This is a genomic window from Streptomyces sp. NPDC057249 (genome assembly GCF_042669245.1).
Taxonomy (GTDB): Bacteria; Actinomycetota; Actinomycetes; order Streptomycetales; family Streptomycetaceae; genus Streptomyces.
The window spans coordinates 224,382-247,231 of record NZ_JBHUXS010000008.1 but is presented as its reverse complement, the minus strand read 5'-3'; the positions used below and the strand labels follow the sequence as shown (position 1 = coordinate 247,231).

Annotated in this window: 17 protein-coding genes; 7 read left to right on the top strand and 10 right to left on the bottom strand. The window is 74.2% G+C overall.

Going from position 1 to position 22,850, the window contains the following annotated elements; translation table 11 throughout:
* Positions 1-116: 116 nt before the first annotated feature.
* Both ACFUJY_RS17475 and lanL read right to left on the bottom strand, forming a co-directional pair.
* Positions 117-278: a VenA family class IV lanthipeptide gene (locus ACFUJY_RS17475; RefSeq protein ID WP_361026241.1), complete on the bottom strand. Its 162-nt coding sequence runs from the start codon at positions 276-278 to the stop codon at positions 117-119.
* Positions 279-323: 45 nt separating this feature from the next.
* Positions 324-2,978, bottom strand: a complete 2,655-nt coding sequence (gene lanL, locus ACFUJY_RS17470; RefSeq protein WP_383299952.1) for a class IV lanthionine synthetase LanL — start codon at positions 2,976-2,978, stop codon at positions 324-326.
* Between the two features lie 230 nt (positions 2,979-3,208).
* Between lanL and ACFUJY_RS17465 the strand changes: the two genes are divergently transcribed.
* Both ACFUJY_RS17465 and ACFUJY_RS17460 read left to right on the top strand, forming a co-directional pair.
* On the top strand, positions 3,209-3,562 hold the full coding sequence (locus ACFUJY_RS17465) for an STAS domain-containing protein (RefSeq protein ID WP_383299949.1): 354 nt from the start codon (positions 3,209-3,211) through the stop codon (positions 3,560-3,562).
* A gap of 28 nt (positions 3,563-3,590) precedes the next feature.
* Positions 3,591-4,034, top strand: coding sequence for an ATP-binding protein (locus ACFUJY_RS17460; RefSeq protein ID WP_383299947.1), 444 nt, complete (start codon positions 3,591-3,593; stop codon positions 4,032-4,034).
* Between the two features lie 20 nt (positions 4,035-4,054).
* Here ACFUJY_RS17460 and ACFUJY_RS17455 read toward each other — a convergent pair whose 3' ends face one another.
* The 4 genes from ACFUJY_RS17455 to ACFUJY_RS17440 form a co-directional block, all read right to left on the bottom strand.
* Entirely contained in the window at positions 4,055-4,423 is a 369-nt protein-coding gene (locus ACFUJY_RS17455; protein ID WP_383299944.1) for an STAS domain-containing protein, read from the bottom strand.
* Positions 4,420-5,487, bottom strand: coding sequence for a B12-binding domain-containing protein (locus ACFUJY_RS17450; RefSeq protein WP_383299942.1), 1,068 nt, complete (start codon positions 5,485-5,487; stop codon positions 4,420-4,422). The genes ACFUJY_RS17455 and ACFUJY_RS17450 overlap by 4 nt, the downstream gene beginning before the upstream one ends.
* Positions 5,484-7,160 carry a PP2C family protein-serine/threonine phosphatase gene (locus ACFUJY_RS17445; protein ID WP_383299939.1) on the bottom strand — a complete coding sequence of 559 codons (1,677 nt, stop codon included), beginning with the start codon at positions 7,158-7,160 and terminating at the stop codon, positions 5,484-5,486. The genes ACFUJY_RS17450 and ACFUJY_RS17445 overlap by 4 nt, the downstream gene beginning before the upstream one ends.
* Before the next feature lie 129 nt (positions 7,161-7,289).
* Positions 7,290-7,664 (bottom strand): helix-turn-helix transcriptional regulator, encoded by a 375-nt coding sequence (locus ACFUJY_RS17440; protein ID WP_383299936.1) that lies wholly within the window; start codon positions 7,662-7,664, stop codon positions 7,290-7,292.
* A 95-nt stretch (positions 7,665-7,759) separates the two neighbouring features.
* Here ACFUJY_RS17440 and ACFUJY_RS17435 point away from each other — a divergent pair, with 95 nt between their 5' ends.
* On the top strand, positions 7,760-8,152 hold the full coding sequence (locus tag ACFUJY_RS17435; protein WP_383299933.1) for an STAS domain-containing protein: 393 nt from the start codon (positions 7,760-7,762) through the stop codon (positions 8,150-8,152).
* A 61-nt stretch (positions 8,153-8,213) separates the two neighbouring features.
* On the opposite strand, the gene ACFUJY_RS17430 is transcribed toward ACFUJY_RS17435, so the two are convergent.
* The 3 genes from ACFUJY_RS17430 to ACFUJY_RS17420 form a co-directional block, all read right to left on the bottom strand.
* Positions 8,214-8,735, bottom strand: coding sequence for a hypothetical protein (locus tag ACFUJY_RS17430; protein ID WP_383299931.1), 522 nt, complete (start codon positions 8,733-8,735; stop codon positions 8,214-8,216).
* 88 nt (positions 8,736-8,823) lie between these two features.
* Positions 8,824-9,666 (bottom strand): ABC transporter permease, encoded by an 843-nt coding sequence (locus ACFUJY_RS17425; protein WP_383299929.1) that lies wholly within the window; start codon positions 9,664-9,666, stop codon positions 8,824-8,826.
* Positions 9,663-10,277, bottom strand: a complete 615-nt coding sequence (locus tag ACFUJY_RS17420; protein WP_383299927.1) for an ATP-binding cassette domain-containing protein — start codon at positions 10,275-10,277, stop codon at positions 9,663-9,665. The genes ACFUJY_RS17425 and ACFUJY_RS17420 overlap by 4 nt, the downstream gene beginning before the upstream one ends.
* A gap of 338 nt (positions 10,278-10,615) precedes the next feature.
* On the opposite strand from ACFUJY_RS17420, the gene ACFUJY_RS17415 reads away from it, so the two are divergent.
* Complete coding sequence (locus tag ACFUJY_RS17415) at positions 10,616-11,941, top strand: flavin-containing monooxygenase (protein ID WP_383299924.1); 1,326 nt, start codon at positions 10,616-10,618, stop codon at positions 11,939-11,941.
* A gap of 13 nt (positions 11,942-11,954) precedes the next feature.
* Here the strand turns inward: ACFUJY_RS17415 and ACFUJY_RS17410 are convergent, their stop codons facing one another.
* Positions 11,955-13,349: a wax ester/triacylglycerol synthase domain-containing protein gene (locus ACFUJY_RS17410; protein WP_383299922.1), complete on the bottom strand. Its 1,395-nt coding sequence runs from the start codon at positions 13,347-13,349 to the stop codon at positions 11,955-11,957.
* 671 nt (positions 13,350-14,020) lie between these two features.
* Here ACFUJY_RS17410 and ACFUJY_RS17405 point away from each other — a divergent pair.
* The 3 genes from ACFUJY_RS17405 to ACFUJY_RS17395 are packed head-to-tail and all read left to right on the top strand — an operon-like array spanning position 14,021 to position 22,805.
* A complete protein-coding gene (locus tag ACFUJY_RS17405; protein WP_383299919.1) occupies positions 14,021-15,181 on the top strand; it encodes an SDR family oxidoreductase in 1,161 nt (386 codons plus the stop codon).
* Positions 15,182-15,234: 53 nt separating this feature from the next.
* On the top strand, positions 15,235-16,818 hold the full coding sequence (locus ACFUJY_RS17400) for a PfaD family polyunsaturated fatty acid/polyketide biosynthesis protein (RefSeq protein WP_383299918.1): 1,584 nt from the start codon (positions 15,235-15,237) through the stop codon (positions 16,816-16,818).
* A gap of 14 nt (positions 16,819-16,832) precedes the next feature.
* Complete coding sequence (locus ACFUJY_RS17395) at positions 16,833-22,805, top strand: SDR family NAD(P)-dependent oxidoreductase (protein WP_383300287.1); 5,973 nt, start codon at positions 16,833-16,835, stop codon at positions 22,803-22,805.
* Positions 22,806-22,850 lie beyond the last annotated feature (45 nt).

The window sequence follows — 22,850 nt, the reverse complement described above, 5'->3', positions numbered from 1 at the left end:
GCCCACCCCCGTGAGCGACGCGCTCAGCGTCGGCGGCCGCGCGCGAGTCGGATCCGCGTCCCGGTCCCTCCAGGGGTCGACCCGGGGGCCTCCCCCGGCCGGACGGTGGGCCGGTCCTAGGCGCAGCTGATGCCGATGCAGACCGTGTTGAGGACCGTCAGCAGGCCGATGCACTCGCACGTGGCGGAGAACGCCGCCGCGTCGGCGCCGACGGGGTCGGTCTCGGGGAGGGCGTGGAGGTGGGCGAGGAGTTCGAGGTCCTGGGTCTGGATTTCCATGGTTCTCTCCTTCTTCTTGTGGTTCGGCGGCAGGTTCTCTGCCGCTCAGCCCGGCAACTGGGCGAGCCAGTGCCGGGAGCTCGGGTGGCGGAGCCGCAGGAGGAAGGCCAGGATTCCGGCCGATCCGTCGCTCCAGCTGGTCGAGACGTCGCCGTACTCGTTGGGGAAGACCACGTGCCGGTTGCGGCGGGCGCCTTCGGTGACGGCGAGGCGGCCCATCGCGTCGGCCATGGCGTGGTGTGCGGGCTCCCCCGTGGCGGCGCTCAGGTCGAGCAGGAAGTCGCCGTTGCCCGCGAGGCCGTGGCACTGGGACAGCGGGGCCCGGGGGGCGCGTTCGGTGACGGCCGGGGCGCAGCGGCGGGCGAGTTCGCCGAACCGGTCGTCGCCGGTGGCCTGCCGGAGCCGTACGAGGAAGGTGCCGATGCCGGCCGAGCCGTGGCACCAGTACGGGGCGGTGGGTTCGTCGCCGGCCTGGGCGGGCCACTGGGCCGCGTCGCCGATCCGTACCGAGCTGCGCAGGAGGTGTTCGCCGACCTCCACCGCGAGCCGCAGATGGTCCTGGCGTCCCGAGGCGACCGCGCTGCACAGGAGGAAGCAGCCGATGCCGGCGGAGCCGTGGGCGAAGCCCAGGTACTGTTTGCCGGCCTCGCCGGAGACCGCTTCGGCGGGTACGGCCCAGCTCACCGCCGCGTCATCGCGCCGCGCGGCGGAGGCCAGCCGGTCGGCCGCGTCCTCGGCCAGCGCGGCGAAGCGCGGGTCACCGGTGCGCTGCCACAGGTGGAGGGCGGCCATGCCGCTGCCGGCCGTGCCGTGGGTGATGTCGTGGTGGGGCGTGGGCTCCTGCGGGGTCAGCGCGAGGGCGAGCGCGTGGTCGATGAGCGCCTGGTCGGCGACGGCCCGGCCGGCTTCGTACAGCGCCCAGGCGGTGCCGAGGTCCCCGAAGTGCAGGCCGGGGCGGGTGGTCCGGGGGCGGGTGCGGTCCGCGATCCAGTGGCCGGCTGTCGCGAGGAGTTCGGGCAGGCGGGGGTCCCCGGTCAGTTCGAAGTACCGTGTCAGGACGGCCAGGGGCCCGGCCGCCCCCTGTTGCACGGTGCACGGGTTGGTCTCGCCGGCCGCGGTGGACACGGGCCACAGGCGCCGGTCGTCCGCCGGGGTCGCGGTGTCGACCAGGTGGTTCACGAGTCCGGCCACCGCATGGTCCAGGTCCTCGTCCCGGACCGGTGCGGTCCGCGTGGGGCGGCCGGGGGCCGGGGCGCGGAGGGCTTCGCGCGCCCGGCGGGTGTCCCAGCGGGCGGCGGGCTCGTCCTTCATCAGCCCGGTGATCATCTCCGCCACGGCGGCCGGGGGCTTCGCGGGCCCGGTGCAGGCGCCGAGCCAGCCGGCGAGCCGTTCCTCGCCGGTCCTGGTGGCGGGCTCCTCGGGCAGCAGGTTCGGGACCTTGCCGGTCAGGACGAAGCACGCGGTGGCACCCAGGCTGTAGTAGTCGGCCGTCACGGACACGGGGGCGTCCCGCAGGCGCTCGGGGGCGCTGAAACCGGGGGTGCCCACCCGGGTCGGCAGGCAGGAGCCCGTCTCGTCGGCGGCGAGTTCCAGGTCGATGAGGCGCAGTTCACCGTCCGGGCGGACCATGACGTTGCCGGGTGTGAAGTCGCGCAGGACGCAGCCGTGGGCGTGCGCCGCCGTGACGAGGTCGACGAGCCGGGCGACCAGGGCGAGCGCCTCGCGGCGGTACTCCTCGCTCCCGAGGTCGCGGAAGCGCTCGGCGACCCAGGTGCGCAGGGCGACGCCGGGGACTTCGGCCTGGGCCAGGAACAGGTGCCGGCCGTGCTCGAAGAGGGCGAGGGCGTCGGGGGCGAGCCCGGTCCCCTTCAGTTTGTCCAGCATCCGGGCCTCGGCGCGCAGCCAGTCGCGGACGTCGCGCCCGGAGGCGTCGCCCTCCACGTGGGGCCGGGTCTCCTTGATGACCACGGGCGCGCCGGTCGACACGTCGGTGCCCCGGTAGACCCCGCCCTTGTTGGTGTGCCGGATCGCCTCCCGTACCGCGAAGCGACCGCCGAGGAGGACGGGACCGCTCGCCGCCTCCGCCGCCGGGGGCGGGAGCGGCACGGTGGCGGGGAAGGGGCAGACGGCCCAGGGGGGTGGCGCGTAGCGGCCGCTGCGCTCGTCCTCGACGGGGTTGCCGTCGGGGTCCTCGATGTACCAGATCAGCAGGCCCTGGTCCGACAGGCGTTGCCGCCCGGTGAAGGCGCCGTAGCGGTAGTGCACCACGCTGTACGGGGCGTAGGGCTGGTCGGAGAGGATGCGGGGGCCGGGCAGTCCGGCCGTCGCCGCGTGCAGTTCGCGGGCGAGGCGGACCGCGTCGGCGTCCGAGCGCGGGTAGACGGTGATGAACTTTCCGGAGCTGCCCCGGGGTGTGGCGCGGGAGTTGAGGGTGCTCACCTGGTCGAGGGACCGGGCGAACTTGAACGCCGAGGTGTCCGGCAGCAGTACGTCCAGGGCCCTGACGAGGACCGTCGGTGCGGAGGCGGCCGTTGCCGACAGGTGAAGCTTCCAGCCCTGGTCGCGCCGGGTCGCCGACCGGGGGGCGACGCGGCACCATGCCTCGTCGGTCCGGGTCGTCCAGCAGTCGCCGGTGCCGGTGGCCTGAAGGGCTCGGTTCAAAAGGCTTTCGAGTGCGGCTTCGGTCGCGTGACTCGTCATGTGGGGTGTCCCTCCCAACGGTGAGGACCGCTGGTCGGAAATTGCCCACGACACGTGAGCGCGGAACGCGCCCGAACCGGAATCACCTGCTCCAGCGAGCGTAGGGGGGTCGCTGCTGACCGGTCCGGCGCCGCCCGGCGCACACGGAGGCGCACGTCCCGACGCCCGTCCCGGACCGCCGTCCGACCCCGGGCGCCGGTCCGGGGGCGCGGCGTAGGAGGATACGGCTCATGGCGGAAGATGAACGGGGGGTCGGCCTCGAGAAGACGGCCGGCGACGTGGTGCTGATCCGGGTCCGGGGCAGTCTGGACGGGTGGTCGGGCAGCGGTGACCTGTCGGCGGCGCTGTCCCGCGCGGTGGCGGACGGTCGTGTACGGACGGTGGTCGACCTGTCCGGGGTGACGTTCGCCGACTCCGCTGCGCTCCACTCCCTGCTGGGCGGGCAGCGGGAACACGTGGCGGCTGGCGTGCCGCTGGTGCTGGCCGGACCGTTGCACTCCGGCGTGCGCAGGCTCTTCGAGGTCACGGGTACGGCCGGTGCGTTCCGGTTCGCGGACGACGTCGAAGCCGCGCTCCAGTGCTGAGGGCGTCGGTCCGCCGGGGCGGGGGTGTGTGCGGGTCGTGGTAGAAGTGGGCGGTGAACCGGAAGGTGTGCTTTCGGCCGTTCCGCAGAACGCGGCGGCTGCGCGGGACATCGTGACCGCGTTGCTTTCGGCGCGCTTCGGGGCCGCGCTCGACGGGTGGCCGGCCCGTGTGGTGGACGACACGCTGCTGGTGACGTCGGAACTGGTGACGAACGCCTTCCGGCACGGCGGCCGGCTGACCGCGTTCGAGGCCGAGGTGACGGGTGAGGGGCTGCGGATCACCGTGGGCGATGCCAGCAGCGAGGTCCCGGCCGAGTTGCCCGCGACGGGGCCGCGGGTGCGGGCGGAGGCGCCGAGGATCGGCGGCTACGGCTGGCCCCTGGTGCGACTGCTCGCCGCCCGGGTCTCCGTCGGCGTCCACCCGGACGGCAAACGGATCACGGTGGTGATGGCGCTGCCCGCCCTGCCGTGACCGGGCACTCGACCGGGCCTTCAGTCGGTCGTCTCACTCACTTCGTCCGGGCTCTCCGCGTCCGCGGACCCCGGTGCGAAGAGGTGCCGTGTTCCGGTGATGCGGAGCATCCGCTCCAGGGAAGCCGGCGGGTCGTCCAGGACGAGGGCGATCCCGCGCGTGGCGGTGCGGCGGTGGATCATCAGCAGGGCGGCGAGCCCCATCGAGTCGCAGAGCCGGAGTTGCGCGCAGTCCAGGCGCAGTTCGGCCGGCGCGGGGTCGGCCTCGACGCATGCCGTGGCGCGTGCGCCGAATGCGTCGGTGGTGTCGTGGTCGAGGACGCCGGCGAGGCGCAGCCGGGTGGTTGTCCCGCCCGTTTCGACGGTGAGACGGAGGGACGGGACGCTCATGCGGGTGCTCCGGGGTGTGCTGCGGTGACGTCGGCGAGGACGGTCCTCGCCCGCTCCAGCGGCCGGACGGCCCGGGGGAAGTCCTTGAGTGCGGCCGCCAGGATGTCCAGGACGGGCGGCAGGGAGCGGGCGGGAACGCGGCGTGCGGTGAGGATGTCCGCGGTCCACGTCATGAAGGTGGTGAACAGCTCGTCGTCGTCGGTGTAGATGGCCACGGTCAGGAACTCCACGATGTGCGCGATGTCCTCCGCGGTGCGCTCGCGCTGCACGTCCGTGTAGGCGGCCATGGCCGGGAAGCGGTCGTCCAGTTGCGTCAGCACCTGCTTGACCAGTTGCCCCTGGGTGCGCGCGACCAGGGTGTACTCCTGGTCGACCAGGTGCGGCAGGTCGTCGATCCGCTGCCGGATGTCCGCCGGGACGGGCGGGGCGAGGCCCGCGGCCAGCCGGTCGGCGGCGGTGCGTGCGTCGGGGGCCCAGGCGTTCGCGCCGAGCATGCGCGCGAAGCGGCCGTCGGGTCCGAAGGCCGCCCCTCCGACGAGGACGGGCACTCCCACGGACTGGCAGGCGGTGATCGCCGCGTGGGCCGAGGGCAGCCGGGTCGGCAGGGAGGACGAGAGGGCGACGACGTCCGCGCCGGTGTGGTGCAGATGGGAGACCAGGTGGGGGGTGGGGACCTGGGCTCCCAGGAAGTCGACCTGCCAGCCCCGCAGGGTGAGGACCTCGGCCAGCAGCCGGGCGGGCAGGGAGTGCCATTCCTGTTCCACGCAGGCCACGGTGACCCTCCCGTGCCGGGGAGTGGTGCGGGCGGCGGGGTGGTGGGCGAGCGCGGTGATCACTCGCTCGACGATGGCGCTGGCGGCGTGCTCCTGGGCCACGGTGAGGCGGTTGGCCGCCCATTCCGTGCCCACCTTCGCCTGGATGGGCGCGATGACGTCCAGAAGCACCGCCTCGGCGGGCACCCCGTCGTCGAGGGCTCCGGTGACGATGCCGGCGGCGGTGAACTCGTCACGGTCCAGGGCGGCTGCGAGGAGGAGGTCGCGCAGTTCGGTCAGGCAGGGTGTCATGCGGTGTACCTGCCCCGGGTGTGGCCGTCCACCGCGCTGAGGTGGGTGGTCCGGGGGGCGGTGATCGCGACGACGGCCATGTCGTCGTGGCCACCGCCGCGCACCCACTCGGCGGCGAGCATCTGGACGCGCTCGACCACGGCTTCGCTGGGCATCCCGGCGCATTCGGACAGGGCCCGCTTCAGTCTCCTCTCGCCGAACATCTCGTCGCCGAGCGGGCCGCCCCGCGCCTCGGTGAACCCGTCGGTGTAGAGCAGACACGTCTCGCCGGGCCGCAGCACGGTCTCGGCGGTACGGGACTCGATGTCGGGCAGCGCCCCCACCAGGGTGCCCTGGGTCCGGATCTCCTCGACCCGGCCGTCCGCCCGCACCACCAGCGGTACGGGATGCCCGGCGGCGGTCAGCCGCAGGCGCACCAGGTGGTCCGTCCGCCGGACCGAGGCCAGGACCATGGTCGCGAAGCGGGTGTGGTGGGAGTTGAGGAGTGCGTCGTTGAGGAGCCTCAGCACCCTCTGGTGGTCGTCCGCCATGGGGACGAGCGCCTGAAGGGTGTTGCGGATCTTGCCGGTGAGCACGGCCGCGTCCAGCCCCTTGCCGCACACGTCGCCCAGGACCACCAGCGAGGAGTCGTCCTTCTCGGTGCCGGCCGGGTGGACGTCGTAGAAGTCGCCGCCGACGCGTTCCCGGGCGGCGGCGGGCCGGTAGCCGCCGGCGAACTCGACGCCGTGGACGCGGTGCAGCCGGGGCGGCAGCAGGTCCTGCATCAGGGTGCGGGTGACGGCGCTCTGCTCCGCGTAGAGGTGGGCGGCCGACAGGGCGGCGCCGGCGCGCGCGGCGAACAGCCGGGCGACGAGCTGCTCGTCGTCGGTGAACTGGCCGCCGCTCCGCAACAGGACCAGGGCGCCCGCCGGGACCCCCTGTCCGGGCAGGGGTGCGACGACGACCGAGGTGATCGGTCCGGTGTACCCCTCGGGAACCACCCACGCGGGCAGGGACGCGGGGTCGATCCAGCGCGAGGGCACGGGTGGGAAACCCTGGAGCGCCTCGTCCAGGCCCGGCACCTCGGAAGCGTCGGCCGTGACGAGGCCGCGCACGGTCTCCTGGCCGGCCACCGCGTGGGCCAGGGGCAGCTTGTCCCCCTTGGCCGGCGAGACGACGACCGCCGCCTCGGCGAGGTACCGGGAGGCGAGCCGGGCCGTCGCCGACACGCACCGGTCGGTGTTCAACGAGGCGAGCAGGACGTTGGACGCCTCGGCGAGGAACGCGGTCCGTTCGCGTTCGGTGGCCAGCGCCTCTTCGGCGAGCCGGCGGTCGGTGTCGTCGACCAGCCACCACACCACGTCACCGTTGCCGCCGTGGCCGGCGTGTGCCTCGAAGCTGCGGGCGCCGATCCGGCCCGCCGCCGACGGGACCGTTCCCGCCCGGGGGTCCGCGGACGCGCCCGCCGCCGGATCGCGCACGTCGCGGTCCGCCCGTGCGAGCCAGGCCGGGGCCGCCTCGGCCATCGTGGCGCCCGGGCGGGCGTCCGGCAGGAGCCGGGAGGCCGCGGGGTTCAGCCCGGTCAGCACCCCGTTCGCACCGCTCTGGATCACCGGGTAGGGGGCGGTGGACCAGGCCCCGGATGCCGGGCTTTCGTCGGTTTTCGTAACGGGAGTTCCCTGGGGAGGAGCCATGAGGGGGGACCCGCCTGCGGCGAGCCGCACCACCTTCCAACTGGACGGACAAACATTGCCTTGCGGCAACTATCACGCAGGCCGGACCTCGATGGCAATCGGCTCACCTGCCGCAGGGGTGACGCAGCGTCACACCTCTACCGTCCGAACACGTCCCTGATACGCGGCTTTCACGGCGTCTTCACCGGCTCCCTGCCCGCGATCCGCCTCGTCCTGCACGAGGAGGGTGAGCAGCGAGGCCACGGACAGGCCGGCTTCCGCGGGGTGGCGGAGCACCTTGTCCGGTTCGATGCGGTATGTGTTCGCGCGGCCCTCTCGCCTATGGGAGAGGTATCCGGCCTCTTCGAGGTCGGCGATGATCCGCTGGACCGCGCGCTCCGTCAGCCGGCAGCGTGCGGCGATGTCACGGATGCGGACGGTCGGGCCCTCGGCGATGGTCGCGAGTACGCGCGCGTGGTTGGTGAGGAACGTCCATCCGGTGTGGGATTCGGGTACTCCAGGCATGTTCCCCATCTAAGCGCGACCCCTTGCCCGTCCTCAACTACATGACATACTTTTCGTGTATTCATTGACATGGTGAGAGTCACAGGAGGCTCGGGGTGTCGTACGGCGAAGTGGTTCCGGCAGCACGCGCGAGCGGCGCCGGCACGAGCAGTGCGCTCTCGGCGGCCCCCGCGCAGGCCGCGGTGACGCAGCACACACGAGACGGCGTACGGGTGGTCGCGGCCCATGGCTCCTGCGACGCGCAGTCGATCGCACGCCTCGAAGAGGCGCTGACCATGGCCGTCTGGACGCATCCGAAGGTCGTCCTGGACGCGTCGGGGATCACGTTCGCGGACTCGTCCCTCCTGAACCTGCTGATCCTCACCCACCGGACGGGCACCCTGCGGGTGGCCGGGCCCCGGCCCCCTCTCCAGCGCCTGCTGCGGCTCACCGGCCTCGACGCGGTCCTGCACGTACGGGCCACGGTCGAGGAAGCGACCGCCTGCTGAGCGAAACGCCGCGGCCCGCCGGCTGCTCACCGGCGGGCCGCGGCACGACACGCGGATTCCGCTACCAGCCGGCCTTCGCCGTGGTGTAGGCGTTGCGGCAATCGGCGTTGGTGGCGTTCGCGGCGAGCTTCTCCATGGAGTCCGTCCAGATCCGCTTGGCCAGCTTCTCCAGGTCACGCGTCTCGGCGGGCACGTTCGGGGCGTACTTCTTGATCGTCGCCAGGGACGACTTCGCGAACTTGTTGCACACGGGTCCCGCCGCGTTGCGGTAGCGCGTGTCCAGGTCGGCGGCCACGGCCTGACCGTTGGCGGTCGCCCAGCTGTTCCAGGCCGCGCACGCCTGCTCGGTGAACACCTGCTGGTCGGCCTCGCTCAGACCGAGAACCTCGGCGAGCAGGGTGTTCTTGGCCTTGTCCGGGACCGTGAAGTCGACGACGGGGAACTTGTCGAGGGTTTCGAGCAGCGCCTCCTGGCACGCGGGCGGCAGCGGGGCGGCCTGCGCCGGGGCCGGGACCGCCAGCGTGGTCGCGGACAGCAGAACCGCGGTGAGGACGGTGCTCCTGGCGGTACGCGAAAGGTTCATGGGCTGAGTACTCCTTGCACGGGGGGATGTCGTCGCCGGCGCCGCGTGAGCGCCCGACGGCTGGGGAACGATCACCGGCATCCGTAGGTCACGGCTGTCGCGTGCGGGCGGGCCGCACGTCCGCCGCCTTCCGGGACCGGGCGGGTGCCGGCACCCTCGCCGTCCCCCGTTGCGACAGCGCGTCGCGGGTGCGTCTGCGGAAGACCAGCAGTCCGGCGCACGCGGCGCCGGTGAGCCAGAGGAGCTGGATCGCGAGCCCTTCGCCGGCCGGTGCGTCGGAGAAGGCCGCGGACATGCTGGCCTGTACGGAGCCGTAGGTCGGCAGGAAGCGTACGACCGGGCTGTCCGAGCCCGAGCTGGAGAGCGGGTTCTGCAGCGCCACGTCGAGAATGCTGATCATGAGAATGGCGAACATCCCCTCCACCTCGCGGCGGAGCACCGATCCGAAGACCACTCCCAGGGCGCCGTAGGTCAGCGCGGCGAGGAACAGCCCGGCGGCCAGCACGAAGGGCTGCCTCGGGGCCCAGGCGAAGCCCGCCGCCACGGTGGCATACGCGGCGACGGCCGTACAGACCAGGGTCAGCGCGGTGAGCTTGGCGAGGACGAGGTGGTACCTGGGGTACCCCGCCATGGCCAGGCGGCGGTCGAAGGCTCCTCCGGTGAAGGTCGCCGCGAACATCATGAAGCCGGCGATCAGAGTGACCGCGTTGAGCGCGCCGGTGATCTGGGTGAGGTGGTTGCCCGGCGGCGCCAGGATCTCGCCGGTGGCCCGCAACCGGAACGGCGCCGCCCGGCTCGGGATGGCCACGTAGGCCAGCCCGATCCACACGGGGATGTACACGACGACCAGCAGCATCGCGAACCGGTTGCGGGCGTGGCCGATCAACGCGTAGCGGGACGCCGTGACGAACAGGGACCAGTGCCGCCTCACGCCGTCGCCTCCTTACGCGTGTCCTGGCGGTGCAGGCGTCCGTCCTCCAGCCGCCACAGCACGTCCAGTCGGCCGATGTCGTAAGCCAGGTGCGAGACGACGAGCACCGAGCGTCCGGCGTCGCGCAGACTCGTCGCCAGTTCCCAGAAACGCAGATAGGTCTCCCAGTCGAACCCCTGGTAGGGCTCGTCCAGCAGCAGGACGTCCGGATCGTGCATGAGCGCCAGCGTGAGGTTCAGCTTCTGGCGGGAGCCTCCGCTGAGGAGCCCCGCCCGCTGGTCCAGGTATTCGGTGAAGGCAAGGATCTCCATCACCTCGCGGGCGCGCCGGAGGTCCCGGAGGCCGAACGCGTGCCGGAAGAAATCGAGGTGCTGGCGGACGGTGAACGAGTCGTCCAGCACGACGGCTTGCGGGCAGTAGCCGAATCTGCCGCTGTGCCGCACCGTGCCCCGGTCCGGGCGGAGTTCACCGGCGAGGATCTTGAGCAGGGTCGACTTGCCGGCCCCGTTCTCCCCCACGATCCCGGCGAGGACGCCCGGACCCAGCCGGAGGCCGGCGCCCCGGAGGACGGCGTGCCGCCGGTAGGAGTGGTGCACATCGGTGACATCCATCGCGCTGCTCCGTCGTGACTGGGCTTCCCGGGCGCCCGCCCGCCTGCCGCTGCGGCCCGGGCGGGCTCGGCCTCCGGCCTGCCGCGGACCTCCGTCCGTGCCCAACGAGCGTATGGCGCCCCGGAAACGGTGCTGGACACACCGTTCTCACATGCGTCAACCCGATGCGGCCCGGGCCACGCGTGCGGCGGGTTCGCCGCCGCCGACCGGCCGGGAGCGGGCGTGGGCGGCTAGCGTGACAAGGCCCGGCCGGAGGTCCGCCGGGCCGAGTTCGGCACACGGGCGCACCCGGCGGCGGCCCGGTCAGGAAAGGTCGGCCAGCCATGCGGAGAACGTGCGTGATCGGAGCGGGCCCGTCGGGGCTCGCGGCGGGCAAGGTCCTCGCCTCGCGCGGCATCCCGTTCGACTGCTACGAGGCCGGGTCGCGGATCGGCGGGCTCTGGCGCTACGAGAACGACAACGGCATGTCGGGGGTGTACGCGTCGCTGCACGCCAACATCTCGAAGGAGAGCATGTCGTTCTCCTCGCTGCCGATGCCGGCGGACGGACCCGTCTTCCCCCACCACAGCCAGGTCCTCGCCTACCTGGAGGAGTACGCGTCCGGGTACGGTCTGCACCGGCACATCGCGTTCGGCACCCGGGTGACGTCCGTTCGCCCCCTGGACGGCGGCTGGGAAGTCGTCCATCGCAGGCGCGGGGACGCGAGCTCCGTCACCGTGAGGCAGTACACCGACGTGGTGGTGGCCAACGGCCACCACTGGGACCCGCGTCTTCCCGACCCACCCGTCCCGGGCGCCGCGGACTTCGAGGGGTCCGCCGTGCACTCCCACGCGTACCGCACTCCCGAACCGTACGCCGGCCTGCGGGTGCTGGTCGTCGGCATGGGCAACTCCGCCTGCGAGATCGCCGCGGAGATCTCCCGCTCGGCCGCGCGGACCTACCTGTCGGCACGCGACCCGGTCCATGTGTTCCCCAAAATGCTGCTCGGCCGCCCGGCCGACCACTTGGCCGTGAGTCCGCTGGCCGCGCTGCCACGCCGCGTCAAGGGTCCGGCGATGACACTGCTCCTCCGGCTGAGCCGGGGGGCCCCGGAGCGGTACGGGCTCCCCCGACCGGTCCGCGGGCCGCTCGTCGCGCACCCCGCGTCGTCGGACGAGCTGCTGGTGCAGCTGGCCCGTGGCGCGGTCACGCCGAAGCCGGGCATCAGCTCGTTCGGCCGGAACACGGCGGCGTTCACGGACGGCAGCCACGAGGCCGTGGACGCGGTCGTGTACGCGACCGGTTACTCCCTCTCCTTCCCGTTCCTGAGCCCGTCCGTCTTCGCCGCTCCGGACGGACGTACAGACCTCTACCTGCGTACGGTTCCGCCCGGGCTGCCCGGGCTCTACTTCATGGGTCTCGCCCAGCCGGCGGGTGCGGCCTTCCCGTTGCTCGAACCCCAGGCCGAGTGGATCGCCGGTCTGATCGAGGGCACGGTCGTGCTCCCGGCGCCGGAGCGGATGGTCCGGGCGATTCTCCGCGAGCGGCGCCGGGATGCCGGAGCGTACGTTCCGACCTACCGGCACGGCATCGAGATCGACGTCCGCGCGTACCGGAAGGTCCTCCGCCGGGAGCTCCGGGCAGGCCGGCGCCGCGCTCGCGTCGCCCGCCCGGCGGGCGGGTGAGGGGTGCGGGGGCTCAGCGTGGCGCCGCGGTCTCCGCCAGTTCCGCCACGGCCCGCTCCCACAGCTCCGGCAACGACCCGCCCAGGGGCAGGCCGCTGTCGACGACGACGGAGACCTCGGCCCACTCGCCGAAGAAGGAGAGCCCGACGGCGACGAGGTGCCCGGGCACGAACAGGGGCAGCAGGGCGGTCCCCGTCACCTGCGTCTCACCCAGGCTTCCCCGGTCGGCGAGTGGCATCGAGGTGGCCATGACGTTGGTGACGCGTGGGGAGAGCACCCGGCGCATGTACCACGCGGTGGGGCGGGCGGGCATGTGGCGGACCAGGTCTCCGATCGCCTGCCGCCACGCGGCGCCCCGCAGTCTCCGAGTCGCCGCCGTGATGTGGTCCAGCCTCCGTCGGGCCGCCTCCGGGTGCGCCGGTGCGATGTGCACGGGGAGTTCGAGCGGCAGGGCGAAGCAGCGGTTCCCCCAGGTCTGTTCCTCGTCGGGGCGCCGTGCGTCGACCGGGAGCACCGCCGTGGCCCGTGGCAGAGGGACCTGCGCCTCCTCGGACCAGGCCGTCAGCGCTCCGGCGAGCGCGGCGAGATGTGCGTCGTGCGCCGAGCCGTCCGCGGCGGCACCGATGCCGCGCAGGACGTCCACCGGCACGCGTCCCCGGTGCAGCCGCCGCTCCCCGGTCGGCGTGAACCCGGCGACCGGCCGGTACCGGCGTACGAGGGTGCCGGCCGCGAACTTCGCCGCGAGTCCGAGGGCCGCGGCCACCCGGCCGGGCACGGCGGAGCGGCGGCCCGGTGCCGGCACGGGGCGGCCCGACGGCTCTCCCTCGCCCAGTACGGCCCGGAAGGCCATGGCCGCCGCCGAACCGTCCTGGCAGGCGTGGCGGAGGCGATAGCACACGGCGTACGCGTCGTCGGCGTGGCCGTGGACCAGCCAGATCCCCCAGTAGGCACCGGGTGCGAAGGGGGCGTTGAGCGCGGCGTGCAGAGCGGCGTCCCCTCCGGCGGGCCCGTCGGCGACGGACTCGTGGACATGGTCGTCCACGGCGAAGTCCTCGTCCGGCTGCCAGCGCGGGCGCCGGCCGCCCGTCAACCGGCTCGTCATCAGGGGCACGCCGCGCAGGCAGTGGGCGACGTACGCGCGGAGGTCCGCGAGGGCGGGGGGCGGGCCGCTCAGGTAGGCGATGCCGCCGGTGTCCCAGCGGACGTCGGGGCGCGTCCGTTCCAGGTCGAGGAAGGCGCGGTCCACGGCGTGGACGCGCAGGTGTGCGGGGGCGGGAGGCCGCTCGGTCCGGGCTTCCGGGGGCGTCCCGCCGGAGGGGCCCGCTGAGGGCGCGGGCCGGGACGGCGGGATGGGTGCGGTGGACGGCGATGACTCCGCCGGCGAGGCGGACCGGCCGGGAACGGACATGGGCGACGGCTCCAATGCGTGACGGGTCCGCGCGCCGACGGGCGCTGGGACGGGGTGACGGGCGGCGAGCAGGACGCACGGCGGACGGCGCGTGTCGGCCGCGTAGCCCAGGATGGCCGCCGGCTGCGCGGGGTCCGTACCTCCGACGGCACCGGCTCCGGGCCTCCCCTGCGGGCCGCATCGGCCGGTTGCGGCCTTCCGCTTGCGGCGGCGGCGCCCCGACTGCCGTGTCGTTCCCGCGCCGCGCGCCGGCGGGCCGCACCGCCTGCCGCTTCGGGGAACCGGCCCGCGATCTTCCCGGGGTGACCCGCAAGTTCCCCCGAAGGAGGGACGGACGACGTGCTCGCATGCCTGTGATCGCCGTGCGACTCGCCCCGCGCGCGGGTTCCCGCCTCGGCGCCGGCGGTTCACAGCCTCCGCACTGACGTGCGCGGCCGTGGCGGGAGTGTCATTCGTTCGGGTGAGCCGCCCGGATCGGGGGCTTCCGCTTCGTCCGCCGTCTGACATGGTGTGCCGTGCGCCGAAGATCGACGTGCTCGGGGAGGGCCGTGGAGCCGACGGCGAGAGCGCCGTCGGCCGGAGTGGCGGCGCGCCGTTCCCGGTCGCCGCAGCCGTCCCGTCCCCGCCGTACGCGGCGGGTTCGAGCTGTCCCTTCCGTAGCCCTTGGAGCCATGGCCGTGCATGTTGCCCTCACCGGCGCCACCGGATTCCTCGGCCTGCGTCTGCTGCGTCGTCTGCTCGACACGCACCGGTCGGTGACGGTTCTCGCGCACGCCGGCTCGGGGGACGCCTTGCACCGCATCGTCCGGTTCTTCGAACTGACCGGCTCGGCCCCGGTGTTCACCAACGCGCTCGCCCACCGGCTGCGGGTGGTGGAGACCGACCTGGCACTGCCCCGGCTGGGGCTGTCGAAGCGGGTGTTCCAGGAGCTGGCCGACACGATCGGCGCGCTCTGGCACAGCGCGGGGAGCATCAACCTGGAAGGGGACCTCCCCGAGCTGCGCCGGACCAACGTCGAAGGGACACGGCACGTCCTGGAGTTGGCCGCGGCGGGCCGACTCAGGCCCCGTGTGCACCACGTCAGCACCGCGTTCGTGGCCGGCGCCCGGCGCGAGGGGGTGGCGTACGAGGACGAGCTGGACGATGCCTGCGGCTTCGAGAACGCTTACGAACGCTCCAAGTACGAGGCCGAGTCGCTGGTGCACGACTGGTCGCGGGAGCACCGTCGGCCGGTCCTGGTCCTGCGGCCGAGCATCCTGGTCACCGATCAGCCCCCGCACCCCGAGCTGCCCTCGCACCCGCTCCAGGTCATCGAACGGATTCTGCGGGAAGCGCGAGACGCCACCGGTCCGGGGGGCCGGCGGGCCGGAGCCCCGGACGTCCGGCCCCGCGTCCGGATGGTGGGGCACCCGCACGGCCGGCTCAACCTCCTCCAGGTCGAGCACGCAGCCGACGTGATGGTGCGGCTGGCCGGCCGGACCCCTTCGGCCGGGGTCGACACGTACCACGTCGTCCATGACCGCGACGTCCCCGTGACGACGGTCGTGGGCGTGCTGGAACGGCTCGTCCCGGTCTCGGTCGAGCTGGTGGCCACCAGACCGGACGCGCCGACGGCCCTGGAGGCGCTGCTGGACTTCTACCCGGGCATGACCGCCTACCTCGCGCACCGGCGGCGGTTCGACGACACCCGGGTCAGAGCGTTGCTGGGCGCCTCGGCCGCGTCCGACCCGCTGGGAACCGACTATCTGTGGGCCGGCCTGGCCCCGCGCGCCCGGACGGTGCCCGGGCCGCCGGGCGGAGCGGCGGCCCCGCGCTCCGTTCGCTGCGCCTGACCTGCCGTCGTCCCCCCGCGTCCCTTGTCCTCGTTCTCCGTTGGAGCACCCCCGTGAACGTCCTCGCAGCTTCCGGCTCCCCCGTGGTGCCCCGGAAGGTCTTCTCCCTCGACGGGATCGCCGCCTGCGCCCGGCGCATCCGTGAACCCGTCCATCTGGTCAGCGGCCCGGACGGACGCGAGCGGGGGCTCGCCCTCGGCCCCGTGCCGCCGGACGGGGTGCTCGGGACGCTGCCGCCGCTGTACCCGGAATGGCTCGGTGGCCGCACGTTCTGCGAGACGCACGGCGTCCGGTTCCCCTACGTCGCCGGCGAGATGGCGAACGGGATCGCGACCACGGCCATGGTGGCGGCGATGGCGCGGGCGGAGATGCTGGGATTCTTCGGCGCGGGCGGCCTGGCCCACCCGGAGGTGGAACGGGCGGTCGACACGCTCGTCCGCGAACTGGGCACGTCGCGGAACTGGGGCGTGAACCTCATCCACTCACCGTCCGAGCCGGAGCTGGAGTGGCGCGTCGCCGAACTCCTGGTGCGCCGCGGTGTCCCTGTGGTCTCCGCGTCCGCGTACATGGAACTGACGCCGGCCGTCGTGTGGTGTGCGGTCCGGGGGCTGCGCCGGGGCGCCGACGGGACGGTCGTCCGGCGCACCCGGATGTTCGCGAAGGTCTCGCGGCCCGAGGTGGCGGAGAGGTTCCTCTCTCCCGCCCCCACCGGGCTGCTGGAACCCCTCGTGGCGCAGGGCAGGCTGACGCGGGAGGAGGCGGAGCTGGCGGCGTGCGTGCCGGTCGCCGAGGACATCACCGTGGAGGCGGACAGCGGCGGACACACCGACAACCGGCCGCTCTCGGTTCTGCTGCCGAGGATCGCGGCGCTGCGCGACGCGGTCTGCCTGCGGTACGGCTACCGCAGGCCCGTCCGGATCGGTGCGGCGGGCGGCCTCGGCACACCCGACGCGGTGGCCGCCGCCTTCGCCCTCGGCGCGTCCTACGTGGTGGTGGGGTCGGTGAACCAGAGCGCCGTCGAGGCCGGCCTGTGCCCGGAGGCCAAGGCCATGCTGTGCGAGGCGGACATCGCCGACGTGGCGATGGCGCCGGCGGCCGACATGTTCGAGCTGGGCGTGAAGCTGCAAGTGCTGTCGCGGGGGACGATGTTCGCCCAGCGGGCCGGCCGGCTCCACGCGGCGTACCGGGCGCACGGCTCGCTGGAGGAGATCCCGCCCGCGCTGCGGACCACGCTCGAACGCGATGTGCTGGGTGCGTCGTTCGATGAGACCTGGCGGCGCACACGGGCGTTCTGGGAGAACCGCGATGCCGCTGAGATCACCCGCGCGGAGGCTGACCCGAAGCACCGGATGGCCCTGGTCTTCCGTTGGTACCTGGGCAGTTCGAGCCGCTGGGCGATCAACGGGCAGGCGTCACGGCGTGCGGACTACCAGATCTGGTGCGGGCCGTCGATGGGGGCCTTCAACCGGTGGGTCGCGGGCACACCGCTGGCCGATCCCGGGAACCGGACCGTGGTCGGCATCGCTCTCCACCTGCTCGAGGGCGCGGCGGTGCTGACCCGCGCCCATCAACTTCGTACCCACGGGGTCCCGTTGCCGCCCGAGGCGTTCAGCTACGTACCGTGCGAGGCGGCGTGAGCGGCCCGGGCGGCGTGCGGCCCGCCCCCCGAGAGGACCATGGGCGTGCCTCCGCGCTCAGCCGCCATCCCGTCGCCGTGGTGGGGGTGGGCGCCCTGGTGCCGGGTGCGACGAACGCGGCCGGTTACTGGCGGCTCGTGACCGGCGGGCGGGACCTGATCACCGAAGTGCCCGCGTCCCGCTGGCGGGTCGAGGACCATTACGACCCGGACCCGGCGGCCCCCGACCGGACGTATGCCCGCCGGGGCGCCTTCCTGCCGGAAGTCGGATTCGACCCGATGGCGTACGGGGTTCCCCCCGCCGTCCTGTCGTCGACGGACAGCTCCCAGCTGCTGGCCCTGATGGTCGCCGACCAGGTGCTGGCGGACGCCGGGGGCAGGGAGCGGCTGGACCCGGACCGGACCGGCGTGGTCCTCGGCGCGGCGGCCCTGGAGCTGCTTCCGCACATGTACGCGCGGACGCACCGCCCGGTGTGGCTCGCCGCGCTCCGCGAGAGCGGGTTCCCGGAGGCCGATGCGCAGGCGGTGTGCGACCGGATCTCGGCCCGGTTCGAGCCGTGGCGCGAGTCGACGTTCCCCGGGCTGCTGGGCAACGTCGTCGCGGGCCGGATCGCCAACCGGTTCGACCTGCACGGCATCAACCACACCACCGACGCGGCCTGTGCCAGTTCGCTGGCCGCCCTGTCGACGGCGGTCGGTGAGCTGGCGCTCGGCCGGGCGGACATGGTGATCAGCGGGGGTGTGGACACGGGGAACGACATCGGCATGTTCCTGTGTTTCTCCAAGACGCCCGCGCTGTCCCCCAGCGGGGACTGCCGGCCGTTCTCCGCGGCGGCGGACGGGACCATGCTGGGCGAGGCCGTCGTCATGTACGCCTTGAAACGGCTGTCGGACGCGGAGCGGGACGGCGACCGCGTCCACGCGGTGATCCGGGGCATCGGCACCTCGTCCGACGGCCGCGGCACCGCGATCTACGCACCGCTGCCCGAGGGCCAGGCGCGGGCCCTGCGGCGCGCGTACGAGGAGGCGGGCTACGGGCCGGAGACGGTGGAACTCGTCGAGGCGCACGGCACCGGCACCAAGGCCGGGGACACGGCCGAACTGTCGGCGCTGAGCGAGGTGTTCAGCGCGCCGGGGCGGTCGGACGGGCAGTGGTGCGCGATCGGCTCGGTCAAGTCCCAGATCGGCCACACCAAGTGTGCGGCGGGTGCGGCGGGGCTGCTGAAGGCGGTCATGGCCCTGCGCCACCAGGTGTTGCCGCCGACCGTGAAGGTCGAGCGGCCGAACCCGGAGGCGGCCCGGCCCGACGGCCCGTTCTATGTGAACACCGAGACGCGTCCGTGGGTGCGGCCGCCTGGCCATCCGCGCCGGGCCTCGGTCTCCAGCTTCGGGTTCGGCGGCAGCAACTTCCACGTCACGCTGGAGGAGTACGTGCCTTCGGGCGGCGGGGGCCGGGCGGCGCCGCGCCACCGCTCGGCGCCGAGCGAGCTGGTCCTGTTCAGCGGGGGCTCCCCCGCCGAGCTGGTTCCCCCGCCGGTGGACGCGGCCCGTCCGCTCGCCGCACTGGCCCGGGAGAGCCAGGTGTCCTTCGACCCCGCGGCCCCGGTGCGTCTGGCGATCGTGGCCACCCACGGGGAGGAGCTGCGGGAGAAGTACGACCGCGCCCTCGCGTTGATCGGGCAGCGCCCGGGCACGGCGTTCGCCACACCGTTCGGGGCCCGGTACGCGTGCGGGGAGCCGACTCCCGGCCGGGTCGGTTTCCTGTTCTCCGGGCAGGGTTCGCAGTACGTCGGGATGGGCGCCGGTGCGGCCATGCTGGCCCCGGCGGCACAAGCCGTGTGGGACCGCCTGGGGGGCACCGCCTTCGACGGACAGCCGCTGCACCGGGTGGTGTTCCCGCCGCCCGCCTTCGGCGACGAGGAGCGCGCGGCCCGGCAGACTCGGCTGGACGCCACCGAATGGGCGCAGCCGGCGCTGGCGGTGCACGCGCTGGCGCTGCTGGAAGTGGTGCGGGAGCTGGGGCTGCGCCCGGACTGCGTGGCGGGGCACAGTTTCGGTGAGCTGGTGGCGCTGCACTGCGCGGGTGTGCTGGACGCCGGGGCGCTGCTGGGCCTCGCCCGGCGCCGCGGCGAGCTGATGCGCGATGCGGCGGTCGTGCCGGGGGCGATGCTGGCCGTTGCGACGGACCGTGCCCACGTCGCGCGGGTGCTGGCCGGCGGGGCGTTCGGAGACGTCTGGCCCGCGAATCACAACGCGCCGCGCCAGCTGGTCCTCTCGGGCTCGGCGGACGCTGTCGCTCGCGCCGGGGAGGCGTTCGCCGCCGAGGGTGTGGCCACCCGGCGGCTGGCCACGTCGACCGCCTTCCACAGTCCGGTCGTCGCCCCGGCCGCGGAGCCGTTGGCCGCGTACCTGCGGTCGGTGCCGCTGATGGCGCCCCGGATCGAGGTCTACGGCAACGCGGACGCGGCACCGTACCCCTCGGACCCGGAGGAGGTACGCCGCCGGATCGCCGGCCACCTCGCCTCACCGGTGCTCTTCCAGGACCAGATCGAGGCCATGTACGCGAGTGGGGTGCGGACGTTCGTCGAAATCGGCCCGGGCAACGCGCTGACCGTCCTGGCCGGTCAGATCCTCGGCGACCGGCCGCACACCGCCGTCTCACTCGACGGGCCCGGCCGGGCCGGAACCGACGGCCTGCACGCGGCGCTCGGCGAGCTGTCCGTGCACGGTGTGCCCCTCGACCTCGGCGCTCTCTGGGCGCCGTACGACTCGCCCGAGACCTCAGCGAAGGAGCGCGAGCCCCGAATGACGGTGAAGATCAGCGGAGCCAACCACGGTCGGCTCCCCCCGCCCCGCGCCGCGGCCACCGAACCGCACGGTGAGCCGGCGCCCCGGCCGCGCCCCCCGCACGTATCCGAGCCCGACACCGAGGCGGCCCCCATGCCCGCGCACCTCCCGTCCCCCGCGCCCGTGCCGACGCAGTCCGCAGGGGCGGCCGTCGTCCCGGAGTCCGCCGCCCCCGAGGCACCGGTTCTCCTCGGCCCGGATCTGTACGCGGCCGTGGACCAGGTGCACCGGCAGGCGGCGGAGGCGCACGCTGCCTGCCAGCGCATGCTGGTGGACAGCCACCTGGCGTTTCTCCGGATGACGGAGACGAGCATGTCCGCGATGCTCGGCATGCCGCTCGCCGGGGACGCGCCTGTCCTTCCGGCTCCCGCGGCACCGCTGCCGCTCCCCCGGCCTTCGGCGCCCGCGCCGGCGGCGGCTCCCGCGTTCGCGCCCGTACCGCCGGCTCCCGTCGCCCCGTTGCCCGAGCCCGCCCCCACCGCCCCGGCGCCGGCCGCAGCGAGGGAACCGGTTCATCCGGCCGATGACGCCATGCCGCGGTCCCTCTCGCCCTCGGAACTGCGGGACGTCCTGCTGTCGGTGGTCGCCCGGCTCACCGGTTACCCGGCGGAGATGCTCGACGTGGACATGGAGTTGGAGGCGGACCTGGGCGTCGACTCCATCAAGCGCGTCGAGATCCTGTCGGCCGTCCGCCGCGAGGTGGGTGACCTGGCGTCCGGGGACGTCGGGCACCTGGGGCGGCTCCGTACGCTGCGCGAGATCGTCGATGCTCTGGTCACGGGCGCCGCGCCCGTGGAGGCGCCCGCCGCCGTCGCGGAGCCCGGCGCTCCGGAGGGTGCCGGGTTTCCCGTCCCCGACGCCCGGTCCGGCGAGGACGTGCCCCTGACGCGGCTCGTGCCGCGCCTGGTGGAGACCCCGGCGTCCGGCCTGGCGACTGCGGGACTGCTGGACGGGCCGGTCGTGGTCACCGGCGCGGGCCCGGACGAGTGCGGGCTGACCGGTCTCGTCGCCCGCGAACTGGTGGCGCACGGCGTGGACGCCACCGCCGCGGCCGAGGTGCCGCCGGACGCGCGGGCCGTCGTCCATCTCGGCGCGCTGACCGCAGACGGTACGCGGGACGGGGCGAGGGAGATCCACCGTTCGGCACTCCGTGCGGCGCGCACGGTGGCGGCGCGGGCGGCCGAGGGCGGTGCCCTGTTCGTGGCCGTGCAGGACACCGGGGGTGACTTCGGGCTCGGCGGGCGCAGCGGCGCACGTGCCTGGCTGGGCGGGATCGCCGGACTCGTCAGGACAGCGGCGAAGGAGTGGCCGGACGGCTCGTGCAGGGCCATCGACTGCGAGCGGGGCGGCCGGGACGACGAAGCGGTCGCCGAGGCGGTCGTCCGGGAACTGCTCGTCGGCGGAACCGACGCGGAGGTCGGCCTCCGGGCCGACGGCTCACGGCACGTACCGCGCCTGGTGCCCGCCCCTGCCGCCCCTTCGGCTGACGTCCGGATCACCTCCGCATCCGTGATCGTGGCGACCGGCGGCGCCCGGGGGGTGACCGCCGCCGCCCTGCTGGACCTGGCCAGGGCCCACCGTCCCAGGATCGCGCTGCTGGGCAGGACCGACCCGGACGCCGAGCCCGACGGGCTCGGCGCGGCGACCGACGAGCAGGCGCTCACCCGCCTGCTGGCCCGACGTGCCGATACGGCCGGGACGAGCACCCCGCCCGCGCGGATCGCGGCCCGGGCGCGGGAGATCCTGGCCGCGCGCGAGGTGCGGGCGACACTGGCGGCCCTGGAGGCGGCCGGCTCACCCGTGCGGTACGTCCAGGTGGACGCCCGCGACGGGGACGCCGTCGCCGCGGCCCTCCGCGAGGTCCGTGACACGTGGGGTCCGGTCACCGGCCTGGTGCACGGTGCCGGGGTGCTCGCCGACAAGCGGATCGCCGACAAGAGCGACGAGCAGGCCGAGCTGGTGATGTCCACCAAGGTGGACGGTCTGCGGGCCCTGCTGGCGGCGACGGCGGACGATCCCCTGGACACGATCGTCCTGTTCTCCTCGGTCGCCGCCGTGTTCGGCAATCCGGGGCAGTGCGACTACGCCATGGCCAACGAGATCCTGCACCAGGTGGCGTCCGCCGAGCAGGCCCGCCGTCCCGGCTGCGTGGTGCGGTGCGTGGCCTGGGGGCCCTGGCAGGGGGGGATGGTCACCCCGTCCCTCGCGGAGCACTTCGGCCGGTCGGGGGTGCCGCTCATTCCTCCGGCGCGGGGCGCCGCCGCGTTCACGGCCGAGGTGGCCGGCCCGGCCGGTGAGCCCAGGGTCGTCCTGGTGGCCGGGGACGACCCGGCGGCCGTCGCACCGGCCGACGGCCCGTCCAGGGCGCAGGTCCTCGTCCATGCGGACTCGCTGCCACAGCTGGCGGACCACGCGCCCGCCGATGTGCCGGTGCTGCCCGTGGCGATGGCCCTGAACTGGTTCGCGGGTGCCGGCGCGGCGTGGCTGCCGGCCCCCGGTCCGCTCGTCGTGCGGGAACTGCGCGTGTACCGGACGTGCGCCCTGCCCGACCTGGCGGGCGAGGGCCACCGGCTCACCCTGCTCGGCAGCCGGGGCGCGCCCGGTGCGCCGGCCGGGCTCGAGGCCGAACTGCGGGGCGAGGACGGTCCGGCGTACTGCCGGGCCGTTCTGGACACCGGGGACCGCCGGCCGGCCGCGGACACCTGGGCGGCCCCGGAGTGCCTGAAGCCGCTCGGCGCGGCCGGTCCGTACGAGGGGACGGCCCTCTTCCACGGCCTCCGGTTCCATGCCCTGCGCACGGTGCGGGGTGTCTCGGAGGACGGGGCCGAGGCGGTCGTCGCGGGGCTGCGCCGTCTGGACTGGGCGGGTGATCACTGGGCCCTGGACGCGGCGGCGGTGGACGGCGCCCTTCAACTCGCCCTGCTCTGGGCCGAGGTGGCCCTCGGGGCGGAGACGCTGCCGATGGCGGTGGCCGAGTGCCGTGTGCACCGGCGCGGCCCGGTGGACGGGGATGTGCGGTGTGTGGTGCGGGGGCGGAAGGCGCATGCCACGGGCGCGCGGTGCGACGCGGCGCTGATCGACGCCGACGGGGATGTCCTGTTGGAGCTGTCCGGGGTGGAACTCGTCCGCCGCCCTTCCTGACCGCACCGGTTCCCGCCGCCCCTCCCCGCCGCTGAAGTGAGCACC

Excerpts from the sequence above, each read along its gene's own strand:
- ACFUJY_RS17475 (WP_361026241.1), bottom strand. The coding sequence starts at position 278 with ATGGAAATCCAGACCCAGGACCTCGAACTCCTCGCCCACCTCCACGCC.
- lanL (WP_383299952.1), bottom strand. The coding sequence starts at position 2,978 with ATGACGAGTCACGCGACCGAAGCCGCACTCGAAAGCCTTTTGAACCGA.
- ACFUJY_RS17465 (WP_383299949.1), top strand. The coding sequence starts at position 3,209 with ATGGCGGAAGATGAACGGGGGGTCGGCCTCGAGAAGACGGCCGGCGAC.
- ACFUJY_RS17455 (WP_383299944.1), bottom strand. The coding sequence starts at position 4,423 with ATGAGCGTCCCGTCCCTCCGTCTCACCGTCGAAACGGGCGGGACAACC.
- ACFUJY_RS17450 (WP_383299942.1), bottom strand. The coding sequence starts at position 5,487 with ATGACACCCTGCCTGACCGAACTGCGCGACCTCCTCCTCGCAGCCGCC.
- ACFUJY_RS17445 (WP_383299939.1), bottom strand. The coding sequence starts at position 7,160 with ATGGCTCCTCCCCAGGGAACTCCCGTTACGAAAACCGACGAAAGCCCG.
- ACFUJY_RS17440 (WP_383299936.1), bottom strand. The coding sequence starts at position 7,664 with ATGCCTGGAGTACCCGAATCCCACACCGGATGGACGTTCCTCACCAAC.
- ACFUJY_RS17430 (WP_383299931.1), bottom strand. The coding sequence starts at position 8,735 with ATGAACCTTTCGCGTACCGCCAGGAGCACCGTCCTCACCGCGGTTCTG.
- ACFUJY_RS17420 (WP_383299927.1), bottom strand. The coding sequence starts at position 10,277 with ATGGATGTCACCGATGTGCACCACTCCTACCGGCGGCACGCCGTCCTC.
- ACFUJY_RS17410 (WP_383299922.1), bottom strand. The coding sequence starts at position 13,349 with ATGTCCGTTCCCGGCCGGTCCGCCTCGCCGGCGGAGTCATCGCCGTCC.
- ACFUJY_RS17405 (WP_383299919.1), top strand. The coding sequence starts at position 14,021 with ATGGCCGTGCATGTTGCCCTCACCGGCGCCACCGGATTCCTCGGCCTG.